Origin of the sequence: Psychrobacter sp. S4(2024), from assembly GCF_036861305.1 — a bacterium.
Lineage (GTDB): Bacteria > Pseudomonadota > Gammaproteobacteria > Pseudomonadales > Moraxellaceae > Psychrobacter > Psychrobacter cryohalolentis.
The window spans coordinates 824,818-848,388 of record NZ_JAZAQR010000001.1 but is presented as its reverse complement, the minus strand read 5'-3'; the positions used below and the strand labels follow the sequence as shown (position 1 = coordinate 848,388).

Annotated in this window: 21 protein-coding genes; 12 read left to right on the top strand and 9 right to left on the bottom strand. The window is 41.3% G+C overall.

The genetic code is table 11. The annotated features are described in order from the left end of the window. Nucleotides 1-134 precede the first annotated feature (134 nt). The 3 genes from ftsA to lpxC all read left to right on the top strand — a co-directional run bounded on the left by ftsA (nucleotide 135) and on the right by lpxC (nucleotide 4,144). On the top strand, nucleotides 135-1,427 hold the full coding sequence (ftsA, locus tag VLA57_RS03670; protein WP_333954388.1) for a cell division protein FtsA: 1,293 nt from the start codon (nucleotides 135-137) through the stop codon (nucleotides 1,425-1,427). 244 nt (nucleotides 1,428-1,671) lie between these two features. After that, nucleotides 1,672-2,868: a cell division protein FtsZ gene (gene ftsZ / locus VLA57_RS03665; RefSeq protein ID WP_011514344.1), complete on the top strand. Its 1,197-nt coding sequence runs from the start codon at nucleotides 1,672-1,674 to the stop codon at nucleotides 2,866-2,868. A gap of 358 nt (nucleotides 2,869-3,226) precedes the next feature. After that, entirely contained in the window at nucleotides 3,227-4,144 is a 918-nt protein-coding gene (gene lpxC, locus VLA57_RS03660) for a UDP-3-O-acyl-N-acetylglucosamine deacetylase (RefSeq protein ID WP_333954387.1), read from the top strand. A gap of 298 nt (nucleotides 4,145-4,442) precedes the next feature. Here lpxC and VLA57_RS03655 read toward each other — a convergent pair whose 3' ends face one another. After that, entirely contained in the window at nucleotides 4,443-4,958 is a 516-nt protein-coding gene (locus VLA57_RS03655; protein WP_020444186.1) for a DciA family protein, read from the bottom strand. Nucleotides 4,959-5,225: 267 nt separating this feature from the next. Between VLA57_RS03655 and VLA57_RS03650 the strand changes: the two genes are divergently transcribed. Then, nucleotides 5,226-5,954, top strand: a complete 729-nt coding sequence (locus tag VLA57_RS03650) for a CHAP domain-containing protein (protein WP_011514341.1) — start codon at nucleotides 5,226-5,228, stop codon at nucleotides 5,952-5,954. Between the two features lie 98 nt (nucleotides 5,955-6,052). On the opposite strand, the gene VLA57_RS03645 is transcribed toward VLA57_RS03650, so the two are convergent. Together VLA57_RS03645 and VLA57_RS03640 are read right to left on the bottom strand one after the other, a co-directional pair. Further along, the gene (locus tag VLA57_RS03645) at nucleotides 6,053-6,808 is read right to left on the bottom strand and encodes a DOMON-like domain-containing protein (protein ID WP_133104711.1); all 756 of its coding nucleotides are present in this window, start codon (nucleotides 6,806-6,808) and stop codon (nucleotides 6,053-6,055) included. A gap of 222 nt (nucleotides 6,809-7,030) precedes the next feature. Further along, nucleotides 7,031-7,339, bottom strand: a complete 309-nt coding sequence (locus VLA57_RS03640) for a YhbY family RNA-binding protein (RefSeq protein ID WP_011514339.1) — start codon at nucleotides 7,337-7,339, stop codon at nucleotides 7,031-7,033. Nucleotides 7,340-7,709: 370 nt separating this feature from the next. On the opposite strand from VLA57_RS03640, the gene VLA57_RS03635 reads away from it, so the two are divergent. The 6 genes from VLA57_RS03635 to VLA57_RS03610 all read left to right on the top strand — a co-directional run bounded on the left by VLA57_RS03635 (nucleotide 7,710) and on the right by VLA57_RS03610 (nucleotide 13,564). Then, on the top strand, nucleotides 7,710-8,342 hold the full coding sequence (locus VLA57_RS03635; RefSeq protein ID WP_011514338.1) for an RlmE family RNA methyltransferase: 633 nt from the start codon (nucleotides 7,710-7,712) through the stop codon (nucleotides 8,340-8,342). Between the two features lie 402 nt (nucleotides 8,343-8,744). Further along, on the top strand, nucleotides 8,745-10,640 hold the full coding sequence (ftsH, locus tag VLA57_RS03630) for an ATP-dependent zinc metalloprotease FtsH (protein WP_020444182.1): 1,896 nt from the start codon (nucleotides 8,745-8,747) through the stop codon (nucleotides 10,638-10,640). A 154-nt stretch (nucleotides 10,641-10,794) separates the two neighbouring features. Continuing rightward, a complete protein-coding gene (gene folP, locus VLA57_RS03625; RefSeq protein WP_133104710.1) occupies nucleotides 10,795-11,718 on the top strand; it encodes a dihydropteroate synthase in 924 nt (307 codons plus the stop codon). Between the two features lie 107 nt (nucleotides 11,719-11,825). Beyond that, entirely contained in the window at nucleotides 11,826-12,107 is a 282-nt protein-coding gene (locus VLA57_RS03620; protein WP_020444180.1) for an FAD assembly factor SdhE, read from the top strand. Between the two features lie 58 nt (nucleotides 12,108-12,165). Then, nucleotides 12,166-12,624 (top strand): hypothetical protein, encoded by a 459-nt coding sequence (locus VLA57_RS03615; RefSeq protein ID WP_333954384.1) that lies wholly within the window; start codon nucleotides 12,166-12,168, stop codon nucleotides 12,622-12,624. 223 nt (nucleotides 12,625-12,847) lie between these two features. Further along, the gene (locus tag VLA57_RS03610; RefSeq protein WP_011514333.1) at nucleotides 12,848-13,564 is read left to right on the top strand and encodes a YidB family protein; all 717 of its coding nucleotides are present in this window, start codon (nucleotides 12,848-12,850) and stop codon (nucleotides 13,562-13,564) included. A gap of 118 nt (nucleotides 13,565-13,682) precedes the next feature. Here VLA57_RS03610 and VLA57_RS03605 read toward each other — a convergent pair whose 3' ends face one another. The 3 genes from VLA57_RS03605 to trmB form a co-directional block, all read right to left on the bottom strand. After that, nucleotides 13,683-14,804, bottom strand: coding sequence for a regulatory protein RecX (locus VLA57_RS03605; RefSeq protein ID WP_333954383.1), 1,122 nt, complete (start codon nucleotides 14,802-14,804; stop codon nucleotides 13,683-13,685). A gap of 40 nt (nucleotides 14,805-14,844) precedes the next feature. Next, on the bottom strand, nucleotides 14,845-15,903 hold the full coding sequence (recA, locus tag VLA57_RS03600; RefSeq protein WP_020444176.1) for a recombinase RecA: 1,059 nt from the start codon (nucleotides 15,901-15,903) through the stop codon (nucleotides 14,845-14,847). A gap of 1,014 nt (nucleotides 15,904-16,917) precedes the next feature. Then, nucleotides 16,918-17,739: a tRNA (guanosine(46)-N7)-methyltransferase TrmB gene (trmB, locus tag VLA57_RS03595; protein WP_333954382.1), complete on the bottom strand. Its 822-nt coding sequence runs from the start codon at nucleotides 17,737-17,739 to the stop codon at nucleotides 16,918-16,920. Between the two features lie 219 nt (nucleotides 17,740-17,958). Here trmB and VLA57_RS03590 point away from each other — a divergent pair, with 219 nt between their 5' ends. Next, on the top strand, nucleotides 17,959-18,888 hold the full coding sequence (locus VLA57_RS03590; RefSeq protein ID WP_333954381.1) for a DUF2628 domain-containing protein: 930 nt from the start codon (nucleotides 17,959-17,961) through the stop codon (nucleotides 18,886-18,888). A 54-nt stretch (nucleotides 18,889-18,942) separates the two neighbouring features. Here the strand turns inward: VLA57_RS03590 and VLA57_RS03585 are convergent, their stop codons facing one another. Further along, nucleotides 18,943-20,829, bottom strand: a complete 1,887-nt coding sequence (locus VLA57_RS03585; RefSeq protein WP_201531085.1) for a monovalent cation:proton antiporter-2 (CPA2) family protein — start codon at nucleotides 20,827-20,829, stop codon at nucleotides 18,943-18,945. Nucleotides 20,830-20,903: 74 nt separating this feature from the next. After that, nucleotides 20,904-21,608, bottom strand: a complete 705-nt coding sequence (locus VLA57_RS03580) for a hypothetical protein (RefSeq protein ID WP_333954380.1) — start codon at nucleotides 21,606-21,608, stop codon at nucleotides 20,904-20,906. 245 nt (nucleotides 21,609-21,853) lie between these two features. Between VLA57_RS03580 and VLA57_RS03575 the strand changes: the two genes are divergently transcribed. Further along, complete coding sequence (locus VLA57_RS03575) at nucleotides 21,854-22,150, top strand: hypothetical protein (protein WP_333954378.1); 297 nt, start codon at nucleotides 21,854-21,856, stop codon at nucleotides 22,148-22,150. 83 nt (nucleotides 22,151-22,233) lie between these two features. On the opposite strand, the gene VLA57_RS03570 is transcribed toward VLA57_RS03575, so the two are convergent. After that, nucleotides 22,234-23,424 (bottom strand): cation diffusion facilitator family transporter, encoded by a 1,191-nt coding sequence (locus VLA57_RS03570; protein WP_333954377.1) that lies wholly within the window; start codon nucleotides 23,422-23,424, stop codon nucleotides 22,234-22,236. Between the last annotated feature and the right edge of the window lie 147 nt (nucleotides 23,425-23,571).

Sequence of the window (23,571 nt, the reverse complement as noted above, 5' to 3'; positions counted from 1 at the left end):
AACACGCTAAACTTGTCTGCTTTATTTTTTATACAGAGTATACATACGCTATTATCAGCTGATAATAGACTTATTTTAATGATTTAATGGAGACATCATTTGTTCTCCTGTTTAGCGATAATTTGTCTGGTACCATGAAAAATACTGAAAATTTGGTTGTTGTCCACTTAAGTGCCACGGCAGTTTATGTCGTCATTGGTAGTATTGTGTCTGCAAAAGACATCCGTATTATGGGTGTGGGGCAAGTTAAGAATAGCGACTTTTATCAAGGTCAAATCAAGCATCGCGAACGCTTGCAAGGCGCTATCAAACAGGCTATTCAAGAAGCGGAGGATACCGCTAATTGCCGCGTGCATAGTGTCTGGCTTACGCTGGCGACTCCTGAGCTATTGAGCAAAAATAGTGCGGGCGATGTTAGAGTAGAAGACGAATTCGTTCGTGCTAAAGATATGGTGCAAGCGCTCTCAAATGCCAAATCGCAAGATTTGTCATCTGACTATTATTTGATGCATTGTTGTCAGCAAGGTATTTATATCGATAACCAAGAGTTTATGGTTGATGATGCCATTGATATGGTGGCGCACAATATAGCTGTGATGTATCACATGATGATGATGCCAGTTGCTGGTCGTCAAAATATCCAAAAACTATTGCAAAGCTGTGATGTGGGTATTGATCATATTGTCTTCGATGCGGTAACCAGTGCCGAATATAGTTTGATGAGCGAAGAGCGCCAACAAGGTGTTTGCTTGGTAGATATAGGTGCCAGCACCACAAGTATTTGCGTTTATAAAGAAAATAAGCTGATTTTTACCCATTGTATCGCAACGGGTAGCCATGAAGTGACGATGGATATTTCGGCAGACGTTGGTATTTCGATGATAGAGGCTGAAAAGCTGAAAAAATCGCATGGTACAGTGGATGTGAACAGCGTAGATCCAAGCTCATTTTTCCTATTTAAACCCCAAGGGTCAGGTGATGAAATCAACATTGGTATCTATAACCTTGCGCGTATTATCGAAGCCCGTTACGTGCAGATTTTCACTGAGGTAGTACGCCAGTTACATGAAGCGGACTTATTAGGCTATATTGATAAGGGCATTGTGCTCACAGGTGGCGGTAGTGCGATTAAAGGCATGATACCGTTTGCGAAAAAACTATTAAAAATGCCAGTGGTATTAACCAATACGCATCCTGCGATTAGTGCTTATAATCATTTTGATAATGATGAATCCTTTAAGCAGCTGAATCTTCAGGTTAATGATCGGGCTTATCAAACGGCATTTGGTACACTATTATATAGCCAAAGCGAGCAGTTTCGGCGCAGTGAAAAAAGCGAGCCTGAAGCGATTCAAAAAAATCGTGTGACGGGTGTTTTTCAAAGTGCTGGTCAACGTTTTGCCAGTGTACTGAAAAAGATATTATAATCGTCCTGTAATCTTGCTGAAAATCTATTTACCCAATTAGATAAGCGGTTTGTCAACTAGACCAAGCAAGCATATTAAAAGCAATACCCTGTATAATAACGGCATATCTTGGTTAAGCATTACTATTTAAGCCATGGCCCTGTTTTAATCAAATACATTTATATATAGTAAGTCGATAGCGCGCCATATGCGTGTGTTACCACGTATCGACCATCACGCTATCTGCAACTGGAGAAACTTTTTTATGTCAAAATACACCATGCCAGATGATAATCAGCTTCAAAATAATGGCCAAGCAAGCTTCACTGTATTCGGTGTAGGCGGCGGCGGCGGTAATGCAGTTGAACACATGGTACAGCAAGGGATTAGAGGTGTAACATTCGTCTGTGCCAATACGGACAAACAGGCGCTTGATCGTTTGACCGCACCGCATAAGCTACAACTTGGCGCAAAAACCAACCGTGGTCTTGGTGCAGGAGCGAATCCAGAAGTGGGTCGTGAAGCAGCAGAAAGTGACGAAGAAGCAATTCGTGCACTGCTTGAGCATTCAGATATGGTCTTTATCACCGCTGGAATGGGTGGTGGTACGGGCACTGGTGCTGCACCAGTCGTAGCGCGTATTGCCAAAGAAATGGAAGTATTGACCGTTGCTGTAGTCACCACGCCGTTCAAATTTGAAGGCGGCAAACGTATCAAGGCTGCCAAAGCGGGTATCGAGCAGCTGACTAACTTTGTAGATTCTATCATTACGATTCCAAATGATAAGTTGATGAGTGTCTACGGCAACATCTCTATGCAAGATGCGTTTAAAAAAGCAGATGATGTGCTATTGCATGCAGTCCAAGGTATTGCAGAGACCATCGCTAGCGAAGGTATGATCAACATTGACTTTAACGATATCCGTACCGCAATGACCGCTAAGGGCCATGCTATGATGGGTATCGGTCGTGCCAGCGGTGATGATCGTGCGCGTCAAGCGACTGAAAAAGCCATCAGATCGCCATTACTTGATGATTTGCGCCTAGAGAATGCCAAAGGCTTACTCGTCAACGTGATTTCATCTGAATCCTTATCTCTAGATGAGATGAGCAAGATCAGTGTGATTGTCGAAGAAATTACTGATATCGATGAAGCGCATATCTTCTATGGCTCAGTGATTGATGAAAAAATGGGCGACGACTTGCATGTGACGGTTATTGCAACTGGTTTAACATTAGATGAAAACGCTGGTGAAGAGCCTGAAGTGGTTGAGCAACCTGTGCCTTCTGTAAATAGTACGCAACCTGTTGATCCAAACTTGCATACAAGTGCCTTGAACAGTCAAAAACAGTCTCAAGCTCAATATCAAGAAAACCCAATTCGCTCTAATACTGTGCCTGAACAGACTAAAACTAAGACCAATAGCATTCAAGATTACCTAAAGCGTCAGCAGAACAAATAGATATCATTCGTATAAATATTGCTCTCTAAAAAAGCCAGCGTTCAAACGCTGGCTTTTTTGTGCCTATTCATAATTTCTGCTATTTGCCAACTACTTATATATTGGTTATTCCTATTTATAAGAAAATACTACCTCAGCCTAATAATTTAGGCAGTATTTTTAAGAGATGAAGCCTTTCAAAGCCCGATATTTCATAGCCGTCTGTTGGTGATTGCGACTAAACAGTCACCGATAATAATGCTTCGATAAGTGTTATCAATCAAAGAGATAGGTAAATTAACGCTTTTTATCGCTAGCGAACAGGGTTCGGGTAATGATACACTATGGCAATTGTAACAAAATATGTGAGAAGACAGCCATGAATCAACGAACCATAAAAACAGCAATTGCTGTTACAGGTACTGGTCTTCATAGTGGTCAACCTGTTGATTTAGAATTTCATCCGCAACCAATCGATACTGGAATCGTCTTTGAGCGTTCTGATATTACTGGCAGCACGCCAATTCCTGCCAGTGCCTTTTTGGTACAAGATACCATGATGTCATCTAATCTGGTGTTTGGTGGTACACGTGTCGGCACGGTTGAGCACTTGCTCAGCGCGATAGCGGGACTTGGCGTTGATAATCTATTAATTCGTGTATCGGCATCAGAGATACCTATTATGGATGGCAGTGCTGCACCTTTTGTAGGACTGTTATTGCAAGCTGGTTTTTGCGAACAGGATGCTTCAAAGAAATTTATCAGGATTGTACGTACGGTACGTGTCAAAGTTGACGATAAATGGGCAGAGCTACGTCCTTATAATGGATTTGAGCTTAATTTCGAGATTGATTTTGATCATCCTGCGATTGATAAAAACTTTCAGCATGCCCAATTGCAGTTTTCAACCCAAAACTTCATTGAGCAGCTGAGTTCAGCACGCACTTTTGGTTTTTTAAGTGATATCGAAGCCATGCGTCAGAACAATTTGGCATTAGGCGGTAGCATGGACAATGCGATTGTTATCGATGAAAGTAATATTTTGAATGAAGAAGGTCTGCGTTTTAATGACGAATTTGTTCGTCATAAAATTTTAGATGCACTTGGTGATTTATATCTGATTGGATATCCCATTTTGGGTCGTTTTAATGCTTATAAATCCGGTCATGCTTTAAATAACTTGTTGGTACGTGAGATTTTATCTGACCATAATAACTTTGAAATTGTAACTTTTGATGACAATGTAACATGTCCTATCGAATATTTACCTTTGAATGGTATAACTGTCGAAGGATGAATACAGGAATATACACGAAGTATCGAAACATTTACGCAATATTACATAAAATGGTTATAAGTAGAGTGAAATAATATTCATATAAGTGGATATATATTTCTTTATTTTATGATAACTTGCCTGTATAGTAGATGAGATAAAAGCTGTAGCGAATAGCAAAATCATCTGTCAGTGAGGTTCACAATGTGAATGACACTGACAGATGATTTTTTTTGTTTTTGAAATTACAAAAACCCAGCCTGAATCGTATCATTTACCGGATTGGTTTACATAACTTTACATTATCTGCAGGGGTTTTTTAAGGATTTATAAGGCGTAATAGTGCTTTTTTGAGGTTTTCATCAGTGGTGACATGCTCTGCTGCCTGTGATATAGTCCGCTTTGTGTTTTGGCTAAGAGCCTGATTTTCATGGGCTTTAACGGACATTGAGCGTGATGCTGACAAGCCTGATGATGATTTAGAATAATTATTATTGGTAGATTTATTGGCTATGACGACGCGAATTTGCTTGAGTTGTTTAAATGTAATTGACTGCTCTGTTAACACTTGCAAATACGCGCTCTGCAAATAGCGAATATGATTGGCAGCAGTGACGGACTCGACACTGAGTGTCAATTGCTCAGACGTTAAGCCTACGACCCAGCAGTTATTGAGGATTTCCTCAGGTAGACAATCTACCAAAAGCGCTTTTATTTCAGTGGTCGCTTGCACATATAAGCGCATACTATCAGATAGGCTTTGAGGTAGCGCACTACCAGCAAAAGCTTGATGATCGATGAGAGTGGCAAGGCGGTTAGGGTTTTTTTTGGACATCGTAATGACTCATCTAATAGGTGAAAAATCGATACTCATAATAAACAGGCTCTAAACGCTCATTTTTAAAGCAAGGTATGACGTAGCAAACGATTTATGTAGTAGATGATTAAGCTGCTAATGATATCAGCATCAGCTACTTAAGAAGTAAAAGAGCGATTGTACTAAATATTTTATCATGTTTATTTCATGATTATATTCTCTAAACTAATTCATGCTTTGTCACGGATGACGAGCAATTCTGTTTTCACAATAGGTAGTAAATTTATGAAACAAGCTTTATTAATTTTATCAGTATTGGGAATGGGCGTAGCACAGACAAGTGGTGCTGCCGAAACAACCTTTCAATCAAATAATACCTTGAGTCATACCATCACCAATATCACTACTTCTGCGAACTACGGTTCTAGTCGTAACATCTACAGCACCAACAGCGGTGCATATGTTTCTAGCAATGATGAAATCAGCCAAGCAATCGATAATTTAAGCGCGCATGCAAAACAAAAAGAATATCAGCTTGCTTCGCTAACCAATCGTTTGTCTTATGAGCAGCGTCAGCAGAAAGTAAGTTCAGTGCCAGATCGTTATTCGGCGCCTGCTATTGCAGCAGCGAATGCTTCACGAGTCGCTTTATCTAGTAGCACAGGCTATTGCGCTCGTTATGTCCGTAAAGCGTTACAATCAGCGGGCTACGAATTCACGCCTAATCCTTCAGCGTATCAATATGCGTCTCGTGGCACACTGTCACAAGCGGGTTTTACCAAAATCAGTAATAACATGGAACCACAGGTTGGTGATGTGGTTGTTTATGACCGTACCTCAAGTCGTCCTCATGGCCATATTCAAATATTTGATGGTAATGACTGGGTGTCTGACTTCCGTCAAAACAGCATCAGCCCATACAGCGGTCATTACAACTATACGACGTGGCGCGATGCTAGATACGTTGATGATGCTTCAGATCGTGGTATCTACCTTGCTATGGCTGACAAATAAGTATCAGTTAAGCGCTCTCTCCGGACTCAGTAATGCTCTTTATGACATTACTGAGTTTTTTTATGTCTTAAATAAGGCTAGCTATTAAGTTGATATTTTTACTTGGCAAGGGCTGCTAGCCTATCAAATGGTGTCCAATACTGACGATTATGAAAGTCGGGTGGCGAGGCATGTTTGGGCGCAAAGTATAGAATCGTAGCGCCAAAGGATAAAATAACACAAGGATGTATGTATTTGATAAGGGCATCATTACTGTAATCTGACTTGCGATTCAATGACGTCGATGAATCTAATGGCATTCTAAAGCTGCGTTGGTAGTGATAAGGTTTATGCGTTGATATGAGGTAGTCTATTAGCAGTTTCGGGTTGTTACCGTCTATCCAATTGATAGCAGCACGTGTCTGTCCGTCAGCGTACATAAGAGGTCTTGGCGGTAGTGTTGTAGGAGAGCGATAGCTGTCAAACTCATAAAGCGCATACTGACCTTCAGGACTGGCATTGATCTCAATATAGGACATTGTCATATTGGTTTTGGGGGACTTATCATTATCTTTTGAACTGCTGCTACTGATTAAGGAACCTGCTAAAAAGCACTCAAGGCAGGTTTGTTCCCACAGATAATCCTTAAAGCCTACTTTATCTGCTTGCCACTTTGGCCAAGTCAATTGAGCAGCTAAGCACTTAAGAGGTAACGTCACACGATATTCTAGCTGCAAATAAGCTTCTGGCTGCGCTACAAGCGTTGCGCTTACCTGTACGCTAATTTGCTGTAAAGCTTCTGGCGTCACGCCAAGTTGCTGCGCGTCATCTGCTAAGGTTTCAGTTGCTAGGTATAAATCAAAACTCTGGCTCATTATCTTATTATCTCAAAAAGTATTAGCATCATAAAACATGATATAGCTGCTAACGAATATCGCATGTTAAATAGTGAACTATAAATGACATAAAAGCCGCGAGCAAAGTTGCATCGCGGCTTTTATTATTCACCGTCATCATCTGTCTAAAAATAAATCAGCAGGCTATTTTAAACCACTTTATATACAACAGACGATATAAACTTAGCAAGTAATGAGGCATTACACATTACGAGCAAGATTTGAAAGCTTAGGATTGGCATTTGGGTTTTTGCGTAGCAATAGCGCCATACGACCAATTGAGTGAATCAAAGTTGCCTTTGCAGTAGCAGCAAGCTCAGCACCGATGACATCACGCTCTTCCTTGGTACCAGCAGGCAATTTTACTTTAATCAGTTCATGATCTGATAAGGCGCGATCAATCTCTTCAGTAATGCTTGGCGTAACACCTTTATTGCCAATCATGACAATCGGTTTCAAATCATGACCAATGCCTTTTAAGCGTTTGATGGTTGCGTTATCAAGTTGCATAGAATTCCTAGGGGTTGGTAAAAACAAAATATAATAAAATTGAGAGCAATTGATGACCATCATAATTAATCTATGATCATCTTGCATGAGATCAGCAGGATTTTGCACGATTTTACGTGATGAAAATGTTAAACTGCCATTATGGGTACATTATAAACGCTACGCTCTTATAAAGCAGTGTTTTCACTAAGAAAAATTAACGGTTTAGCCTTTTGAAGCTAATAAATAGCTTGATAGTACTGAAAATCGTAGTTAATAGTATTTTTGATAGCATGGTTGTAGAAAGTGGCATAAAGCAAAAAGTCTATTAAAACATTAGTTAATAAATACATATGCGCATATAGAAAAGCACGTTATAGGAGCAGGAATTTTGGCCACACGTATTGAAAACAAAAAGTTGTCAAAGAGCAGTAGTGCTTGGATGAAAGAGCACATTGATGATCACTATGTGCAAAAGGCCCAAAAAGATGGCTACCGTGCCCGTGCTGCTTATAAATTATTAGAAATAAATGAAAAAACCAATCTGATCAAAAAAGGTATGACCGTTGTTGATTTAGGTAGTGCCCCTGGCAGCTGGTCTCAAGTGGCTGGTCACTTGGTTGGGGAAAAAGGTATCTTGATTGCCTCTGATATTTTGCCAATGGATACCTTGCCGGACGTTACCTTTATCCAAGGTGACTTTCGCGAGCCAGAAGTGTTTGACCGTATCATGGCGGAGGTTGGTGATAGACAAGTTGATGTGGTACTGTCTGATATGGCGCCCAATACAGCAGGTAATAGTGCTATTGACCAGCCGCGTATGATGTACTTATGTGAGCTGGCGGTCGATTTCGCGCTGGCAACCTTACCAGAAGGTGGCGCGCTTATTATGAAAGTGTTTCAAGGCGAGGGTACACAAGAATTACGCAAGCAGATGCAGGCGGATTTTAGTAAAATCCGTAGTATTAAGCCTGGTGCTTCTAGACCGCGCTCAAAAGAGATATTTTGGATCGCAATTAAGTAATATGAAATGAAACTCTCACCTCAAAATTAGCCAGTTAAAATCATTGAATGAAAACGGCTACAATCGTTAACTGAATAAATGGGAATGCTGCTTGAATTATTCAGGTTAATACCACATATCATGATATATTAACTTTGTTTGAAATCAACTCTTAAGCATTTTTCTAAGTGCTTATATGATATTTTTAGCAAAGTCGTCTGACAGTAAGCGCCTTATAAACTCAGTTATTTATCGTTATTGCGCGGCTTATTTCTCTAATAAAAATATAAGGTTGTTTTATACCCTAGATTTGCAATGAGAAATGATAATTCGGCAATAGACCTTGAATAGCGAGACATACGTTTATATATAGACGTCACGTGTTTAGTAAACACACCAATAAGTATGGGATGGGAATAACTAGTGAGCGACATGGTAAAAAATACCTTATTGTGGCTGGTGGTAATCGGCGTTTTAGTGCTGGTGTTTAGTGGCTTTGATAAATCATCTGAGCCCGATAACCTTAACTACTCTGAATTTGTGACCGCTGTGTCAGAAAATCAAGTAGCCAGTGTTGAGATCGATGGCGAGCAAATCACCGGCGAGAAGAAAAATGGTTCTGAATTTGAAACCATTCGTCCAGCTGTGATGGATGACGAGCTGATGCCATTGCTGCGTGAAAATAAAGTTGAAGTCCAAGGCACTGCACCGAAGCGCCAAAGCGTATTGATGCAATTGCTGATAGCCAGTTTCCCAATTTTGCTGATTATTGGTCTGTTTTTATTCTTTATGCGTAATATGCAAGGCGGCGCTGGCGGTAAAGGCGGTGGACCGATGAGCTTTGGTAAATCAAAAGCCAAAATGCTAACCGAAGACCAAATCAAAGTAAATTTTGAAGACGTTGCTGGTTGTGAAGAAGCAAAAGAAGAAGTCGTCGAAGTGGTGGAGTTCTTACGTGATCCTGATAAATTTACCAAGCTTGGGGCGACGATTCCACGCGGTATCTTGATGGTAGGTCCTCCAGGTACGGGTAAAACGCTATTAGCAAGAGCTATTGCTGGTGAAGCTAAAGTACCTTTCTTCTCGATTTCAGGTTCTGATTTCGTTGAGATGTTCGTCGGTGTTGGTGCTTCACGTGTGCGTGATATGTTTGAACAAGCGAAGAAAAGCGCGCCATGTATTATCTTTATTGATGAGATTGATGCTGTCGGTCGTCATCGTGGTTCCGGTATGGGCGGCGGTAATGATGAGCGTGAGCAGACATTGAACCAATTGTTGGTTGAGATGGATGGTTTTGAAGGTAATGAAGGCGTTATCGTCATTGCTGCCACTAACCGTGCAGATGTTCTTGATAAAGCACTATTGCGTCCGGGTCGTTTTGACCGTCAGGTGCAAGTAGGGCTGCCAGATATCAAAGGTCGTGAGCAAATTCTTAAAGTGCATTTGAAGAAACTGCCTAATACTATTGGTGTTGACGCTCATGCCTTAGCCCGTGGTACGCCAGGATTCAGTGGCGCCCAGCTTGCTAATCTTGTTAATGAAGCGGCATTGTTTGCCGCGCGTCGTAACAAGCGCAGCGTCGATATGAATGATTTTGAAGATGCGAAAGACAAGCTATATATGGGTCCTGAGCGTAAATCAATGGTCATACGTGAAGAAGAGCGCCGTGCTACTGCTTATCATGAAGCAGGTCATGCGCTAGTCGCCGAGCTGCTACCGGGTACCGATCCTGTGCATAAAGTCACTATTATGCCGCGTGGATTTGCGCTTGGTGTTACGTGGCAGTTGCCTGAGCACGACCAAACCAGTATGTATAAATCAAAAATGCTGAGTGATATTGCGATTTTATTTGGTGGTCGTATCGCTGAAGAAGTCTTCATCGATCAAATGTCAACAGGTGCTTCAAATGACTTTGAACGTGCGACCAAAATGGCACGAGCAATGGTAACCAAATACGGCATGTCTGATGCGCTTGGTATCATGGTCTATGAAGATGATGACAGCTCACAAGGTTACTTCGGTGGCGGTGGTCGTACGATTTCAGAAGCAACACAGCAAAAGGTTGATGAAGAAGTACGCCGTATGCTAGAGGAGCAATATGATATCGCTCGTGAATTGATTGAAGGCAATCAAGAAAAGATGCATGCTATGGTTGATGCCTTGATGAAATGGGAAACCATTGACCGCGATCAGCTGCAAGATATCTTAGCGGGCGAACAACCTCGTCCACCAAGAGTCTATCAGCATCACGAAGTGAACTTATCAAAAAATGATGTGAAAACAACCGGAATGACCCCTCCGCCATTACCAGCGATGTAAAAGTTACTCTTAAGTTTTGAATAAAAAAAGCCCTTTTTACAAAGGGCTTTTTCTTTATTACCAATTTAGAATGACATCAGATTTACTGGTATCATAAGCACTATAAGTTAGAGCTAAAATCAATTTTACGAATTCAAATTATCATGGATAAGTTATGTCACTATTCCAACCTTTAGCTGCTTACGCTGTGACCAGCCGTGATAAGGTTCTAGATTTATCACAGCCTCATATCATGGGCATCTTAAATGTCACGCCAGATTCGTTCTCAGATGGTGGGCAGTTTAATGCAGTTGATAAGGCGGTAGCGCATTGTAAGGAGATGATGGCAGCAGGTGCCACCATCATCGACATTGGCGGCGAGTCTACCCGTCCAAATGCTGAAGTGGTAGCGACTTCTGATGAGCTACAGCGTGTGGTGCCAGTCGTGACAGCAATTAGGCAGCAGCTAGGCAATGACATATGGCTATCCATTGATACCAGTAGTCCTGAGGTTATGCAAGCAGCGTTTGAAGTAGGCGCGGATATTTGGAATGATGTACGGGCACTCAAGCGTGAGGGAGCTGCGCTGATGGCAGCTAAGCTTAATATTCCTGTTATGCTCATGCATATGCGCGGTGAGCCAACTACAATGAATAATCTGGCACAGTATGATGATGTGGTTAGGGAAGTCATGACAGAGCTAGAGGTGCGTATTGATGAAGTGACAAGTATTGGTGTCATGCGCGAAAATATCATTATTGACCCCGGTTTTGGCTTTGCTAAAAACTATCAGCATCACTGTGCATTATTGAGTGAGCTTAAAAGCTTACAAAAACTTGGGCTGCCAATGATGTTTGGTATTTCACGCAAGCGATTTTTAGCAGAAGTGTTGATTAAAACGGGTATGCAAGCGTTTGCTACTACAAAGCCATTTGAGCGTGATACTGTGGGTACTGCGGCTGGTCTTTTTGCATTGCAGCAGGGGGCAAGTATCATTCGTACTCATAATGTCGCTATGATGCAGCAAGCCGTGGCGCTCTGGAGCCAGCTATCTGCATATGATAAACACCAATCGCTATCACTAGATGGCTACACTTAAGTAATTATGATCAAAAATAGATTTATCGATGATAACAATTGCGAATAATAGAATTTTGGCACTTTAATATTTATTTAAAGCCCTTTTAAACGGATGAGAATACTTTTATGACCATTAGTAACCAGCCAGAGCCCACCAATGAGCAACGTCGTATTATTTATCAAGCCCGCCGTGGTCTTAAAGAGTTAGATTTTTATTTTGAACCCTATATTAAAGAGCTTTATTTAACGGCAGAAGCTGCCGAACAAGAAAGCTTTGCGCAAATGCTGACTCATGAAGACCCTGATTTATTAGATTATTTTACCAATCAAAGCCGACCAGAAGATGAGGCGATATGGGAGTTGGTTAATAAGATTAAGACATGGCGTCACAGTAAAAATCTGAGTTAATTGTTAAAGTAGTATTGAGTCTTTTCTATTAATCAGAAATATTCTTTGGTAGCTCACTATGACAGCATTAACCTCGCTACGTATCGATACTGCTATTAAACCTATAAGCTATTTATATCTGCTATTTTATATGGCATTATCCAGTATCGTCATGGTATTAGGGGCGCTTGCTTCATTAGCTTTATGGCAATATGTCGTTATACTCCTAATCAGTGCTGCAGTCATTGGCTATTTAGCATTATCACGGCCCATACTATTGCATCTAAGCCAGCCGCCACTTGATAAAAGTGTTTATCAAGATTGGCAGTTATTAATACGTACGAGTCGTGGGGATGCCTTGTGGCAAGCAAAGCTCGATACGGTCAGTCATTCTCATTGGGTTATCTGTTTTGATTTTAATATCGTAGAGCCTTATCAACGCCGATTTTCTGTGGCTATATTCCGTGATCAGGTTAGCCCTGAGCAATGGCGCGAGTTGACCATCTTGTCAAATATGATTGCAAACAAAACCGTTTAATTGAACTTAGTTTTAATTGTAGATGCTTACCTGCCTTATCTTACCGTACTAAATTATCTACTACATCTCATAACAAAATGCCTATCTAGAGAGGCAAATAGATTTGCTATATTGGAATTTATATTTATAGGTCGGTTTAAATAGTAGGTGATGGTAGCAGTCGTTACTTTGCTATACCAAAACCTGTATCGACGAATTTTATTATAATAAAAAGGATAAAGTTATGAGTTTGCTAGGGAATTTAGTGAGTCAAGTAGCACGTAGTGCCATGGATCCAGAGGACGCACAGCGTAATCCAGTTAATCAACGTATCAATCCGCGTCGTACCGGCGGTCTTGGTGATATATTGGGGAGTGTGCTTGGTGGTGGCAATCAGTCAGCGGGTTATAATCCACAACAGTACGAGCGCCGCTCAGCAGACAATGGTTTTGGGTTAGACGATATTATCGGCGGGTTAACAGGTGGCAAACAGCGCGGTGGCATGAGTTCAGGTACTGGTGGACTTGGTGATATTCTAGGTAGTGTACTTGGTGGTCAAACGACGAGAGGTGGCTTCGGTGGTAAAGGTATGCTTATCGCTGCCCTTATGCCTATGGTACTGAGTTGGATAAAGCGCAATGGTGGGTTAAGTGGTGCTCTCTCGAAAATTACCGGTATGGGCTATGAAAAACAAGCGCGCTCTTGGTTGAGTACTAATGAGCTTAACGATAATCTTGATCCTAACGACATCAATCGATTGTTTGATGACAGTGAAATACAGCAAGTCGCTGCTCATACAGGCGCTAACGAGATAGAGGTGCGTCAAGGGTTGGCTGAGCTATTACCTGAAGTCATGAACCAATTGACGCCAAACGGTAATTTGGATAACGAACCTGAAGCCAATGAAGAAATTGATCAAATTATTAGTCAACTATCAAGCCGTCTAGGGGCACTAAAATAATCAGGTTATTATTTATAGCATTTAAAACGATAAAAAAGCGCACCTGATTAGGTGCGCTTTTTTATATCTAAAATATAATAGCGAACGACAAAGGTTAAGACTGTTGCATTAAAAATTGCTAAAAACGTTCATCTAAAGTATCTAACGTATAGTTCAATGCCGCAAAGCAAATATCACTATTAAAACCGCGATATTGTAAAAACCGCAGCTGCCTTGCTTTGTCTTTTTGTTCAGTGGGTATATCATCACCATATTTTTTGATACGCGCTGTGACTGCCAGTTTGAGCCAGTCTATACCTTCGACCAAATTATCTGCGTTACCATCAATAAATTCACTAAACTCATCAGATTCAGCATTAGCCATATCGATAAGTTCATCGATATTATCGGGCATCGCCATCTTTTTACGATGGAATTCTTGCTTGATACGACCTCTGCCGCGTCCTTTTCTGATATTTTCACGAATCAGCATTAGAGTAGTGCGGTAATCACTTTGATAGCCTTTTTCTTCGAACTCATCGAGTAGGGCATCAATTTTAGCCGCTTCTTGCTCTTTATCTAGCAATTTTTGCTTAAGCTCAGCCTTACCGTATTCGCGGCGTGACAAATAATAAAACGCCAACCAACGTAAGCGACTTTCAGCTTTGATGGCATCCATTTCCGCTTGGCGCTGCTCAGGCGTGCGCAAATATGCCTTTAGAGCAGCTGGTAGGTTGTCGATTTGGCTATTTTGGTTGTCTGCCTCACTATCATGAGCAGCTACCGATTCAAATGCTGGTTCTGAGTTCATCAAAGCTGAATCAACGCCAGTCTCATTAATAGAGACACTATCTTCTTCATTGTCATGAACCGCATGTTTAACTTCAGCGAGCATCTCTTTGATACTTTGCGCAGCAGGTGGCTGATAAGCAGGTACACTATTAGGCTCAGCGTGAAAGGTAGCAGCTGGATGAAAGTGTTTTTTACGTTTTTTGGATTTGGATGAAATTTTTAAAGAGGAAGAGGCGCCAGTCGAATCTGCCGTAAAGTTAGTATGGTTATCTATTGTACACTTCTCATCTAAATCATATGTATTTAGATGCTGAGAGCGCTTGCCAGTTTTACTGGTACTTTTAGGCTTGTCTTTATATGAGTACCTAGTAGATGAATGTTGTTCAATGGATTTCTTGTTTTTATGCGTAGAACTCGCTGAATCAGTATCCGACTCAGCGAGTATTTCAGCTAACGTTTTAATTTTCATAAGACATCATAGTTGCTGATAACGGTCTGAACATATACCGTTATTGTACAGGTTCAGAGGCTAGTTCTTCGTTAGTCTCAGCCACGACCGCTGCTTTGCTGTCATCCTTTACGCCAAGTTTTTCAGCACGGATTTTGGCTTCTATTTCTTCAGCAATAGCAGGATTCTCTTTTAAGAACAGTACAGAATTGGCTTTACCTTGACCGATTTTCTCATCGCCATAGCTGTACCAAGAGCCCGCTTTACCAACTGCACCAATCTCAACACCCAAATCAATCACTTCGGCTAAGTGATTGGTGCCTTCACCGTAAGTAATCTCAAATTCGGCCTGGCGAAATGGCGGTGCCATCTTGTTTTTGATGACTTTAACGCGAGTTTGGTTACCAATGATTTCATCACCATTTTTGACTGCACCGATACGGCGAATATCCATACGTACCGAGGCATAGAACTTAAGTGCATTACCACCAGTTGTGGTCTCAGGGCTACCGAACATAACGCCGATTTTCATACGAATCTGGTTAATAAATAACACCATACAGTTTGAACGTTTGGCGTTACCAGTGATTTTACGTAAAGCTTGGCTCATCAGACGGGCTTGCAGACCCATGTGTGAATCGCCCATCTCGCCTTCAATCTCGGCACGCGGCGTCAAGGCTGCGACCGAGTCAATAACGATCATATCGATTGCACCTGAGCGTACTAACATATCAGTAATTTCAAGTGCTTGTTCACCATTATCAGGCTGTGAAAGTAGCAAGTCATCCGTATTCACACCAAGCTTGCGGGCATATACAGGGTCTAAGGCATGTTCAGCATCAATAAAGGCACAAACGCCGCCCTGTTTCTGGCACGCTGCAATTGCCTGCAATGTCATAGTCGTTTTACCTGAGCTTTCAGGGCCATAAATTTCAACGATACGACCTTTTGGCAAACCGCCAATCCCGAGTGCAATATCTAAACCTAATGAACCAGTCGATACCACGTCGACATCAAGCGTTGCTGAGTTGTCACCCAAATGCATGATGGTATTTTTACCAAACTGCTTTTCGATTTGAGCTAGTGCAGCTTTAAGTGCTTTGGCTTTATTGTCGTCCATGTAGGACTCCTTGTTATCAATCATTTATAAGGATAAGTTGTATTAATATCAAAAACGGCTTGTTCAATGCTATCAATGGCAACTATCGCTGATAGCATTTTGAACTAAGCTTAGAGTAGGCAATGAGATGAGTCTTGTAGATCGCGATGTCAGTTACATCACGCTACTATACAGTAAAATTAGATGCTGATAAAAGCGAAAAAAAGTTTAGAGATTTTAATGAGGCTCATAGTGCTTGCCACTTATATCACCAGATTATGTCTTCCTCTAACTTTATATCATTGTTTATTAGATAGGGTAATTATAACAAAATCCAAGGTATATATTGATCATAACTGAATACTAGGCGACAATAGATGTCGTATGAGAAAACAAAAATATTTGTATATAATGCTTAAAATTGCTGTTCATATTTGAACCTGATGAGCATGCTATTTGTCAATAGTTTTGGAAGTTATCCACAATAAATAAATAAATTTTATTTAGCCAGTGTGAAACATATCATAGGATAAAATTAATATTAAAAATTTTATAAATAAATTATTTTGCTTTTAAATTATCGTTAACCTATTGATTTTAATAAATTTTTAAATCGTACAAAAAATGAACGATTTTACCTAAGCCTTTAAGCTATCTATGCAAATGCTTGTCAAGTAGCGACTTATGCACAGGGTTATCCACAGCTTATGGGGAGAACTCACCAAGCCCTTACGGTATCAATGATTGCGCAGACAAGAGTTATCATTTAATTTACAAAATTTGGCTATTTCTGATTTTACAAGTTTAAATTTAGCAGGATTTTAGTATGGGCAATGCCTATGTTTCACATCTGTGCTGATAATTTTTTTTCGAATTGAAAGCTGTTGATACGCATCAAACATATTTATAGTCAGTTATATCAGTCTTTAACCCTTATGAGTAAAATGTTTGAAGACTGACAGATATAAAAAAGCGGCTAAGATACTGATAAATATCTTAGCCGCTTTAGAGGAAGCCGACATAATGCGTTTGGGATTAGTCTTTTAAATAGATTAAATCCCAAACCCCATGTCCGCTTGCTAGACCGCGGCGCTCAAATTTTGTCATTGGACGAAAGTCAGGACGGTCAGTGAAATTGCCTGCGCCTGCTTGATTGCTTAAGCCTGCAAAACCATCCAAAACTTCTACCATCCAAAAGGCATAATGTTCCCAGTCAGTGGCGGTATGGAACCAGCCGCCTTGCTTTAGGCTGCGGGTGACAATCGCCATACGCTCAGGGCTAACAAAGCGGCGTTTATGATGGCGCTTTTTTTGCCATGGGTCAGGAAAGTAGAGCTGAATGCGATCGATATGGTTTTCTGGTAACTGTTTTAGTAGTTGAATGGCATCACCATTGATGATTCTGACATTACTCAAATTTTGAGTACCAGCCATATAAGCGCATTTGCCGATACCCGGCTCATGGACTTCAATGCCAACAAAATTACGACTTGGCTCGGCTGCTGCCATTTCAATGAATGAATCTCCAAGTCCAAAACCAATCTCAAGGGTCAAGGGTGCCTCACTGCCGTTTGGCAATTCAGCAAACAGTGTGCGCAAATCGTCAATACCTTCAAGATTACCATCACCAAAGCTGTTATTAACCAAGTAATGCGCAAATTCAGGCGCCGTCAATGCCAGCTCGGCATTTTTATTCATGTGCGTACGGCGTTTCATAAAGGTGTTGACGATACGAATATGCTTACTGCCGTCAGGTGCGACCTCATTGCCACTAGTAGCATTAGTGTCTAAAGATTTTTGATCATCGGTAAGGCTGGTGGCGTCGACGTTGGTATTAATATCAGGATGTTGACTCATAGGATTAACAAGGCTTAATAAATGGGTAGTACGCTTATTATAAGTGAAATCTGTACGGCTGTGAATGAACAATACTTTTTTAATAATGTTAGCGCGTTTTGTAATTTAGGTACATTATTTATCTAGTGTTTCTCTGGCCCATGCAATGCTATTAGCGTTATCATATAATCCCAATAGTTAAATTAAATGTCTTTTTAATCGCCTGTAAGGCTTGTCACTATGTTATTTATTGAGACGGATTCGCCGCCCCCTTTTTACCAAGAAAAATTGCCTCCTGCCAGACGCACACAACTGGATAAATGGTTTATCGGACATCGTAGCCAACGCTATTATCTAAAACGCTTTGAGCAATTTGATGAACAAGGCTATCTGTCGCCAAAATGGCATTGGGCAGCATTTTTTGTGACCTTTCCATGGTTGCTCTATCGTAAGCGTTATATGGATGCGCTCGTCTACAGCGTGGCAGGATGGTCGTTTATTCAGCTTAATATCGCGCTAGTCTTGGTAGCGGTTGAGTTCTTAGTAATGCCTTATATTGCTGATGCTTATCAGATGACGATACGCGTTAGTATTGCCGCGCTGATTTGGCTGTTTTGGTCGTTTATGGTGGCACGCTGGACGGATGCTTATTATTACCGGATGGCACGACGTGAGATTGCCGACGCGATTAATGACTATCCACAAGATGAGCGTTTGCAACAAGCGCATCTGCGCCAAGAGGGCGGGGTGAGCTTATTTGGGCTAGGATGGGGTTTTGGATTTTTTGCCTTTACATTAATGGTCATTAAAGTGCAGTTCTTACCCATTATCGCCAAACCAAAAGAAAACGAAGTACTGTTTGATGCGTATGATACCGTTAAAACCACGCAAAATCATGTGGCGCTAGCGTATCGGCAAACAGGACAATGTCCGCTGGATCTGCCTATCGATAGCGGTACTGAGAAGGTGCATATTGAGATCGATCGTAGCGCAGCTGGCGTTGCAGAAACTGATTGTGCAGTGATTGCGACCATTCAAAATGTAAAACTCCCTATACGTTATCTCAATGATCAAACACTGGTCTTTTATCATCTGCCAAACAGTGATGATTGGGAATGCATCAGCTCATTGAATAAGAAACAAGCGCCGGAAAATTGTAGCCCTGATTAGGTGGCTACAAAGACTGAGAATTATTTTTGACAACAATTTCTATAGTTGAAAAAATTAATGCTTAGATTCAGTCGTATGATTATTTTCATCATCGACTGATATGGCTTGGCTTTTTAGCGCTTCATAAAAATCGCTCAAGTCCATCTTACGGGCTTTGCCAATATCTTCATCAAATAAGCTTTCAAGCTCCGCCATCGATGATTGAGCCGACTCAATCATACTGGCCTCATCATCATAAATAGCTTGTTGACGTTCAATCAGATCATCATCGTAATCACGGAAAGTTTGCACTGTCTCACGCGCTTTTTCTGGTGAGATGCCAAGCAGTTGTAACGACTCACGCGACATATCTAGCGAGGACAAATATGTCTCACGCCAGATATGACGAACCCCAACCTCACGTAATCGGTAGTAATGCTGGCGGTCACGTGCCCGTGCTAAGATAATTAAATCTGGATAGTTTTTACGTAAATATTGGGCGGTGGTGATAGAACGCTCTAAATCATCGATGGCAAGGATAAAGACACGTGCTTTTTTGATACCTGCTGCACGTAGGATTTCAGGGTTTTTTGGATCACCATAATAGACTTGGTTACCGAATTTACGGACAAAATCGACGCGGTTTGCCGAGCGTTCAATCGCGGTAAATTCAATATTGTGCATACGTAGCACACGACCGATAATCTGACCGACTCGCCCAAAGCCAGCAATAATCACCTGATGCTCATGATCTGGAATCGTGTCGTATTCGCGGCTTGGTTTGCTTTTGGCAAATAATGGCTCGCCGACTTTTTCTAATAACAAGAATGCCAAAGGAGTGAGTGCCATAGAGATGGTTACGATCAGGTTTAACGTATTGGCAAGTTCAGGTTGTAAGACGTTTTGGGCACTCGCAACACTGAACAAGACAAAAGCAAATTCACCACCTTGAGCCAGTGTAACCCCCAGTCGAATGCTGGTTGGCCAGCGATTACCTGAAATTTTTGCAATCGCTGTAATCACCCCGAACTTGATAAACATCAGTGCCATCGCACAGCCGATGATAAAAATGGGTTTTGCTAATATCAATTTCACATCGGTCAACATACCGACTGACATAAAGAACAGACCTAATAACAATCCTTTAAAAGGCTCGATACTGGCTTCAAGCTCATGGCGGTATTCAGAATCTGCCAACAATACACCAGTTAAAAATGCGCCCAACGCCATTGAGAGCCCGATTTGACCCATCAAAATCGATACACCCATTACGATAAATAGCGCGACTGCCGTTAGTAATTCTGACGCACCACTTGAGGCGACAAATTTAAAAAATGGACGAACGACGTAGCGACTGGCAAAAATAAGCCCAGCAAAAACCGCAAAAACTTTACCAAAATAAATCAAATCATAGCTTTGTTCACGCACCCCTGATAAGAAAGGAATGACCGCTAATAGAGGGATAACCGCAATGTCTTGGAATAATAAAATCGTAAAGGCTTCACGGCCATGAGTGCTCGATAGCTGCTGTTTTTCAGTCAGAATTTGTAGGACAAAGGCAGTGGATGAGAGCGCAAGCCCGAAGCCAACGATAAAAGCAGTATCGAGCTGCAAGCCAAAAATCTGATGTAACAGCCCCATCAATAAGACACCAGTCAAACCAACTTGCAAACCGCCAAGGACGAATATTGAACGCCTGAGTGCCCAGAGCCTTGATGGCTGCAGCTCAAGCCCAATGATGAACAGCAGCATCACCACGCCAAACTCAGAGAAATGCAATAAGCTCTCAGCGTCACCTGCCACGTCCAGTACACTTGGACCTAATATCAATCCTGTGATCAGATAACCTAAAACCGTCGCAATACCAAAACGTTTACCAAGGGGTACAAAGAGCAGGGCTGCTCCCAAGAAAATTGTCGCTTGTAACATTAAATTTGGTGAGCTGGCGGCGGCAGCGAACATCTGGAATCCTTAGCAATGACGATAAATGGGCAGTACAACAGCAGTATTAAAAATAGAAAGCAACTTTATAACGATTATTTTTTACGATAAATCTTCCATATGCCATTATCTGCCAGCGGATTGTTATAAGCATCGTTACGGCGCTTGCGTGGTGTCTGTCGACTGTCTACGATTTTAAAATCGGGTAGGGCATGGACAATAAGTCCCGTTCGATAAAACCGTACCCGTTCAGGCTCTAGCATCTCACCCTTATTATCTCGGCAAAATACATAAGCACGCAAATCAATAAACTCACGGTGCGCGACCAAACGCGTCTCATCATCCTTATCAAACGCAGCAGTCATACGTGCAATGTCATCAGCACTATAATCGCCGCATTTATCCGTAAGCGCCCCGACCGAGCCGAAACTCTTGGATTCTTTTGCATGGGTTTTGGTCAGATGTAGGCGCTGCACATGATATATAAACTGCGGTATCTCAAGGCTGGCAGGCAGTGGCAAATAGTCAGGCGGCAGATTGGCAGCAGGATAAAACGCCATGGCGCGTTCAAGCAAATTGTGCCAACGTTGCTGATAGGCTTGGACTTCTGCTAAGTTACCTTCATAGATAGGCATGTCACGAATTTGACGTAAGATATCAGGTGGAAACTGTGCGCCTCGAAAGCGAGCAATGTCTTCTTGCAGCGTCGATAATAAAACTTTGGCGTGTTTTTTGCCATCCTTTGAAATCGGGTCATCGATATAGCTTGGGGCGACGAATGGCGCTGAGCGTCTAGACATAGCAGAAGGTCATCCATTGGTGGCAAATTTGGCGTTTCAATTTTCAGTATACAGAATTTATATTAAAAATATGACAGCGAGGCTAAATTTCTCATCATTTTTAACATGTGATTACATTGATAAAAGTCAGTGTGATATTGATATATGCACTATAGAGATATTTCATTTTGCTATATTTTATTACTATTAATCGCAAGATAGGGCATTAAATATGGCTTAAATGAAAAAATAGAAAGAGAAGACTTATGAATAATACTCTAGAAAATAAGCTTGCTATACTTAATCGCCTTAGCTTATTAAAAAATATTGGAAAGATAATATTAAGAATTATAGGTGCAGGATTGGCACTTATAGTTGGACTTTGGCTAATAATGGCATCGAATATGGGACCCGCTTATTTGCCTCATATCATGAATGGTGACTTGGATTTTTGGATTCGCATGACTTTGCTAGGAGTGGGATTGGGTATTTGGATAAGCATTGCCGTATGGTTATTGTGGCTTATACTGTGTTATTTTCATGATTTGATTAGACATCATTAACAATTGACGATATTTTAATAATTAATGACGTCTAGATGACTGGCAGCTTTTTTTAAACCAGACTTTTTCAATGACAAACTATTTTAATGATTGTGCCCGATATGGTTATTCTCTGCTGGTCGCTCTGAGATATTGCAGACTAGGGTATCGCTATGGGTACTCGTTTGTGGGTATGCCGCACTTTCTACCTGAATAGTAGCGTGATGGATGCCGAGCTCAAGCAGGCTTTGTTCTAGACTGCCAATCAATATACTGGACTCATGAATACTCATTTCACCATCGACGACCACATGACAAGATAAGGCGTTTAAACCACTGGTAATACTCCAAACGTGTAGGTCATGCACTTTTTGCACCTGCGGGTGGGCAAGAAGTTTTTCTTCGACATTCACTAGAGAGATACCTTCTGGCGTCCCTTCCATTAAAATATGTATAGAATCGCGCACCACACGGTAGCCACTAAATAAAATAAGTATTGCCACAATTACGGACGCTACCGCATCTGCCCATACCCAGCCAAAACTCATCATTAATAATGCGGCGATAATGGCAGCCACTGAACCCATTAAATCACTTAATACGTGTAAATAAGCACTTTGCATATTGAGATTGACCGGCTCTTTATCATCCGATGTTTTGACCGTTGCTGTGCCTTCATTGGCACCATGATCATGACCGTGAGTATCGCCACTACGGCTACCTCGGTGCATAAGCCACGCAACCAAAATATTGATCAGCATACCGATAGTGGCGACGATCAGCATGCCTTGGGTCGCAATTTCAGGTGGTGAATTAAAGCGTTTAATGGCCTCATAAAAAATCATTAGCGCAATAATGACAAGTGTCGCCCCATTCACAGAGGCAACTAAAATCTCAAAGCGTTTATAACCGAACGTTTTTTGATGAGTAGCTGCTTTTTCCCCAATTTTAAATGCCATTAAGGTGGCGCCAAGTGCTATCGCGTCACTCAGCATGTGACCGGCATCGGACAATAATGCCAAACTGCCAGTGAGCCAACCGCCGATTGCTTCTACAAACATGTAGCCTGTAATAATTAAAAAACTTATCAGTAAAGTGCGCTGATAGCCTTTGGTATCTCGCGTGGCGACTGTTTGCTCTAGATGTTCATCATGATCGTGGCTGTCTTGATTCTTATAAGCATTATTACTTTTTCCACCACTTTCCTCACCTTTCTTAATGTGTCCATGCGTATCAGCCGGTATGCTCTGATGAGCATGGTCATTTTTTTTGGAGTTTGGATGGTCTGGATTCATAACAACACTCAATTTTGCTGATAATGGATTTGATGAGCAATATCTACTCTACATAAGGTAGGATGGTTTTTGATAACAATGATCAACTTGTTATTGTAAATTTATCATAGTCAAATATTAGAAACTGTACTGACGAAGTAAAGATAA

Bases quoted from the DNA above. Each gene is read 5' to 3' on its own strand.
- ftsA (WP_333954388.1), top strand. From the start codon at position 135: ATGAAAAATACTGAAAATTTGGTTGTTGTCCACTTAAGTGCCACGGCA.
- ftsZ (WP_011514344.1), top strand. From the start codon at position 1,672: ATGTCAAAATACACCATGCCAGATGATAATCAGCTTCAAAATAATGGC.
- lpxC (WP_333954387.1), top strand. From the start codon at position 3,227: ATGAATCAACGAACCATAAAAACAGCAATTGCTGTTACAGGTACTGGT.
- VLA57_RS03655 (WP_020444186.1), bottom strand. From the start codon at position 4,958: ATGTCCAAAAAAAACCCTAACCGCCTTGCCACTCTCATCGATCATCAA.
- VLA57_RS03650 (WP_011514341.1), top strand. From the start codon at position 5,226: ATGAAACAAGCTTTATTAATTTTATCAGTATTGGGAATGGGCGTAGCA.
- VLA57_RS03645 (WP_133104711.1), bottom strand. From the start codon at position 6,808: ATGAGCCAGAGTTTTGATTTATACCTAGCAACTGAAACCTTAGCAGAT.
- VLA57_RS03640 (WP_011514339.1), bottom strand. From the start codon at position 7,339: ATGCAACTTGATAACGCAACCATCAAACGCTTAAAAGGCATTGGTCAT.
- folP (WP_133104710.1), top strand. From the start codon at position 10,795: ATGTCACTATTCCAACCTTTAGCTGCTTACGCTGTGACCAGCCGTGAT.
- VLA57_RS03620 (WP_020444180.1), top strand. From the start codon at position 11,826: ATGACCATTAGTAACCAGCCAGAGCCCACCAATGAGCAACGTCGTATT.
- VLA57_RS03615 (WP_333954384.1), top strand. From the start codon at position 12,166: ATGACAGCATTAACCTCGCTACGTATCGATACTGCTATTAAACCTATA.
- VLA57_RS03610 (WP_011514333.1), top strand. From the start codon at position 12,848: ATGAGTTTGCTAGGGAATTTAGTGAGTCAAGTAGCACGTAGTGCCATG.
- VLA57_RS03605 (WP_333954383.1), bottom strand. From the start codon at position 14,804: ATGAAAATTAAAACGTTAGCTGAAATACTCGCTGAGTCGGATACTGAT.
- recA (WP_020444176.1), bottom strand. From the start codon at position 15,903: ATGGACGACAATAAAGCCAAAGCACTTAAAGCTGCACTAGCTCAAATC.
- trmB (WP_333954382.1), bottom strand. From the start codon at position 17,739: ATGAGTCAACATCCTGATATTAATACCAACGTCGACGCCACCAGCCTT.
- VLA57_RS03590 (WP_333954381.1), top strand. From the start codon at position 17,959: ATGTTATTTATTGAGACGGATTCGCCGCCCCCTTTTTACCAAGAAAAA.
- VLA57_RS03585 (WP_201531085.1), bottom strand. From the start codon at position 20,829: ATGTTCGCTGCCGCCGCCAGCTCACCAAATTTAATGTTACAAGCGACA.
- VLA57_RS03580 (WP_333954380.1), bottom strand. From the start codon at position 21,608: ATGTCTAGACGCTCAGCGCCATTCGTCGCCCCAAGCTATATCGATGAC.
- VLA57_RS03575 (WP_333954378.1), top strand. From the start codon at position 21,854: ATGAATAATACTCTAGAAAATAAGCTTGCTATACTTAATCGCCTTAGC.
- VLA57_RS03570 (WP_333954377.1), bottom strand. From the start codon at position 23,424: ATGAATCCAGACCATCCAAACTCCAAAAAAAATGACCATGCTCATCAG.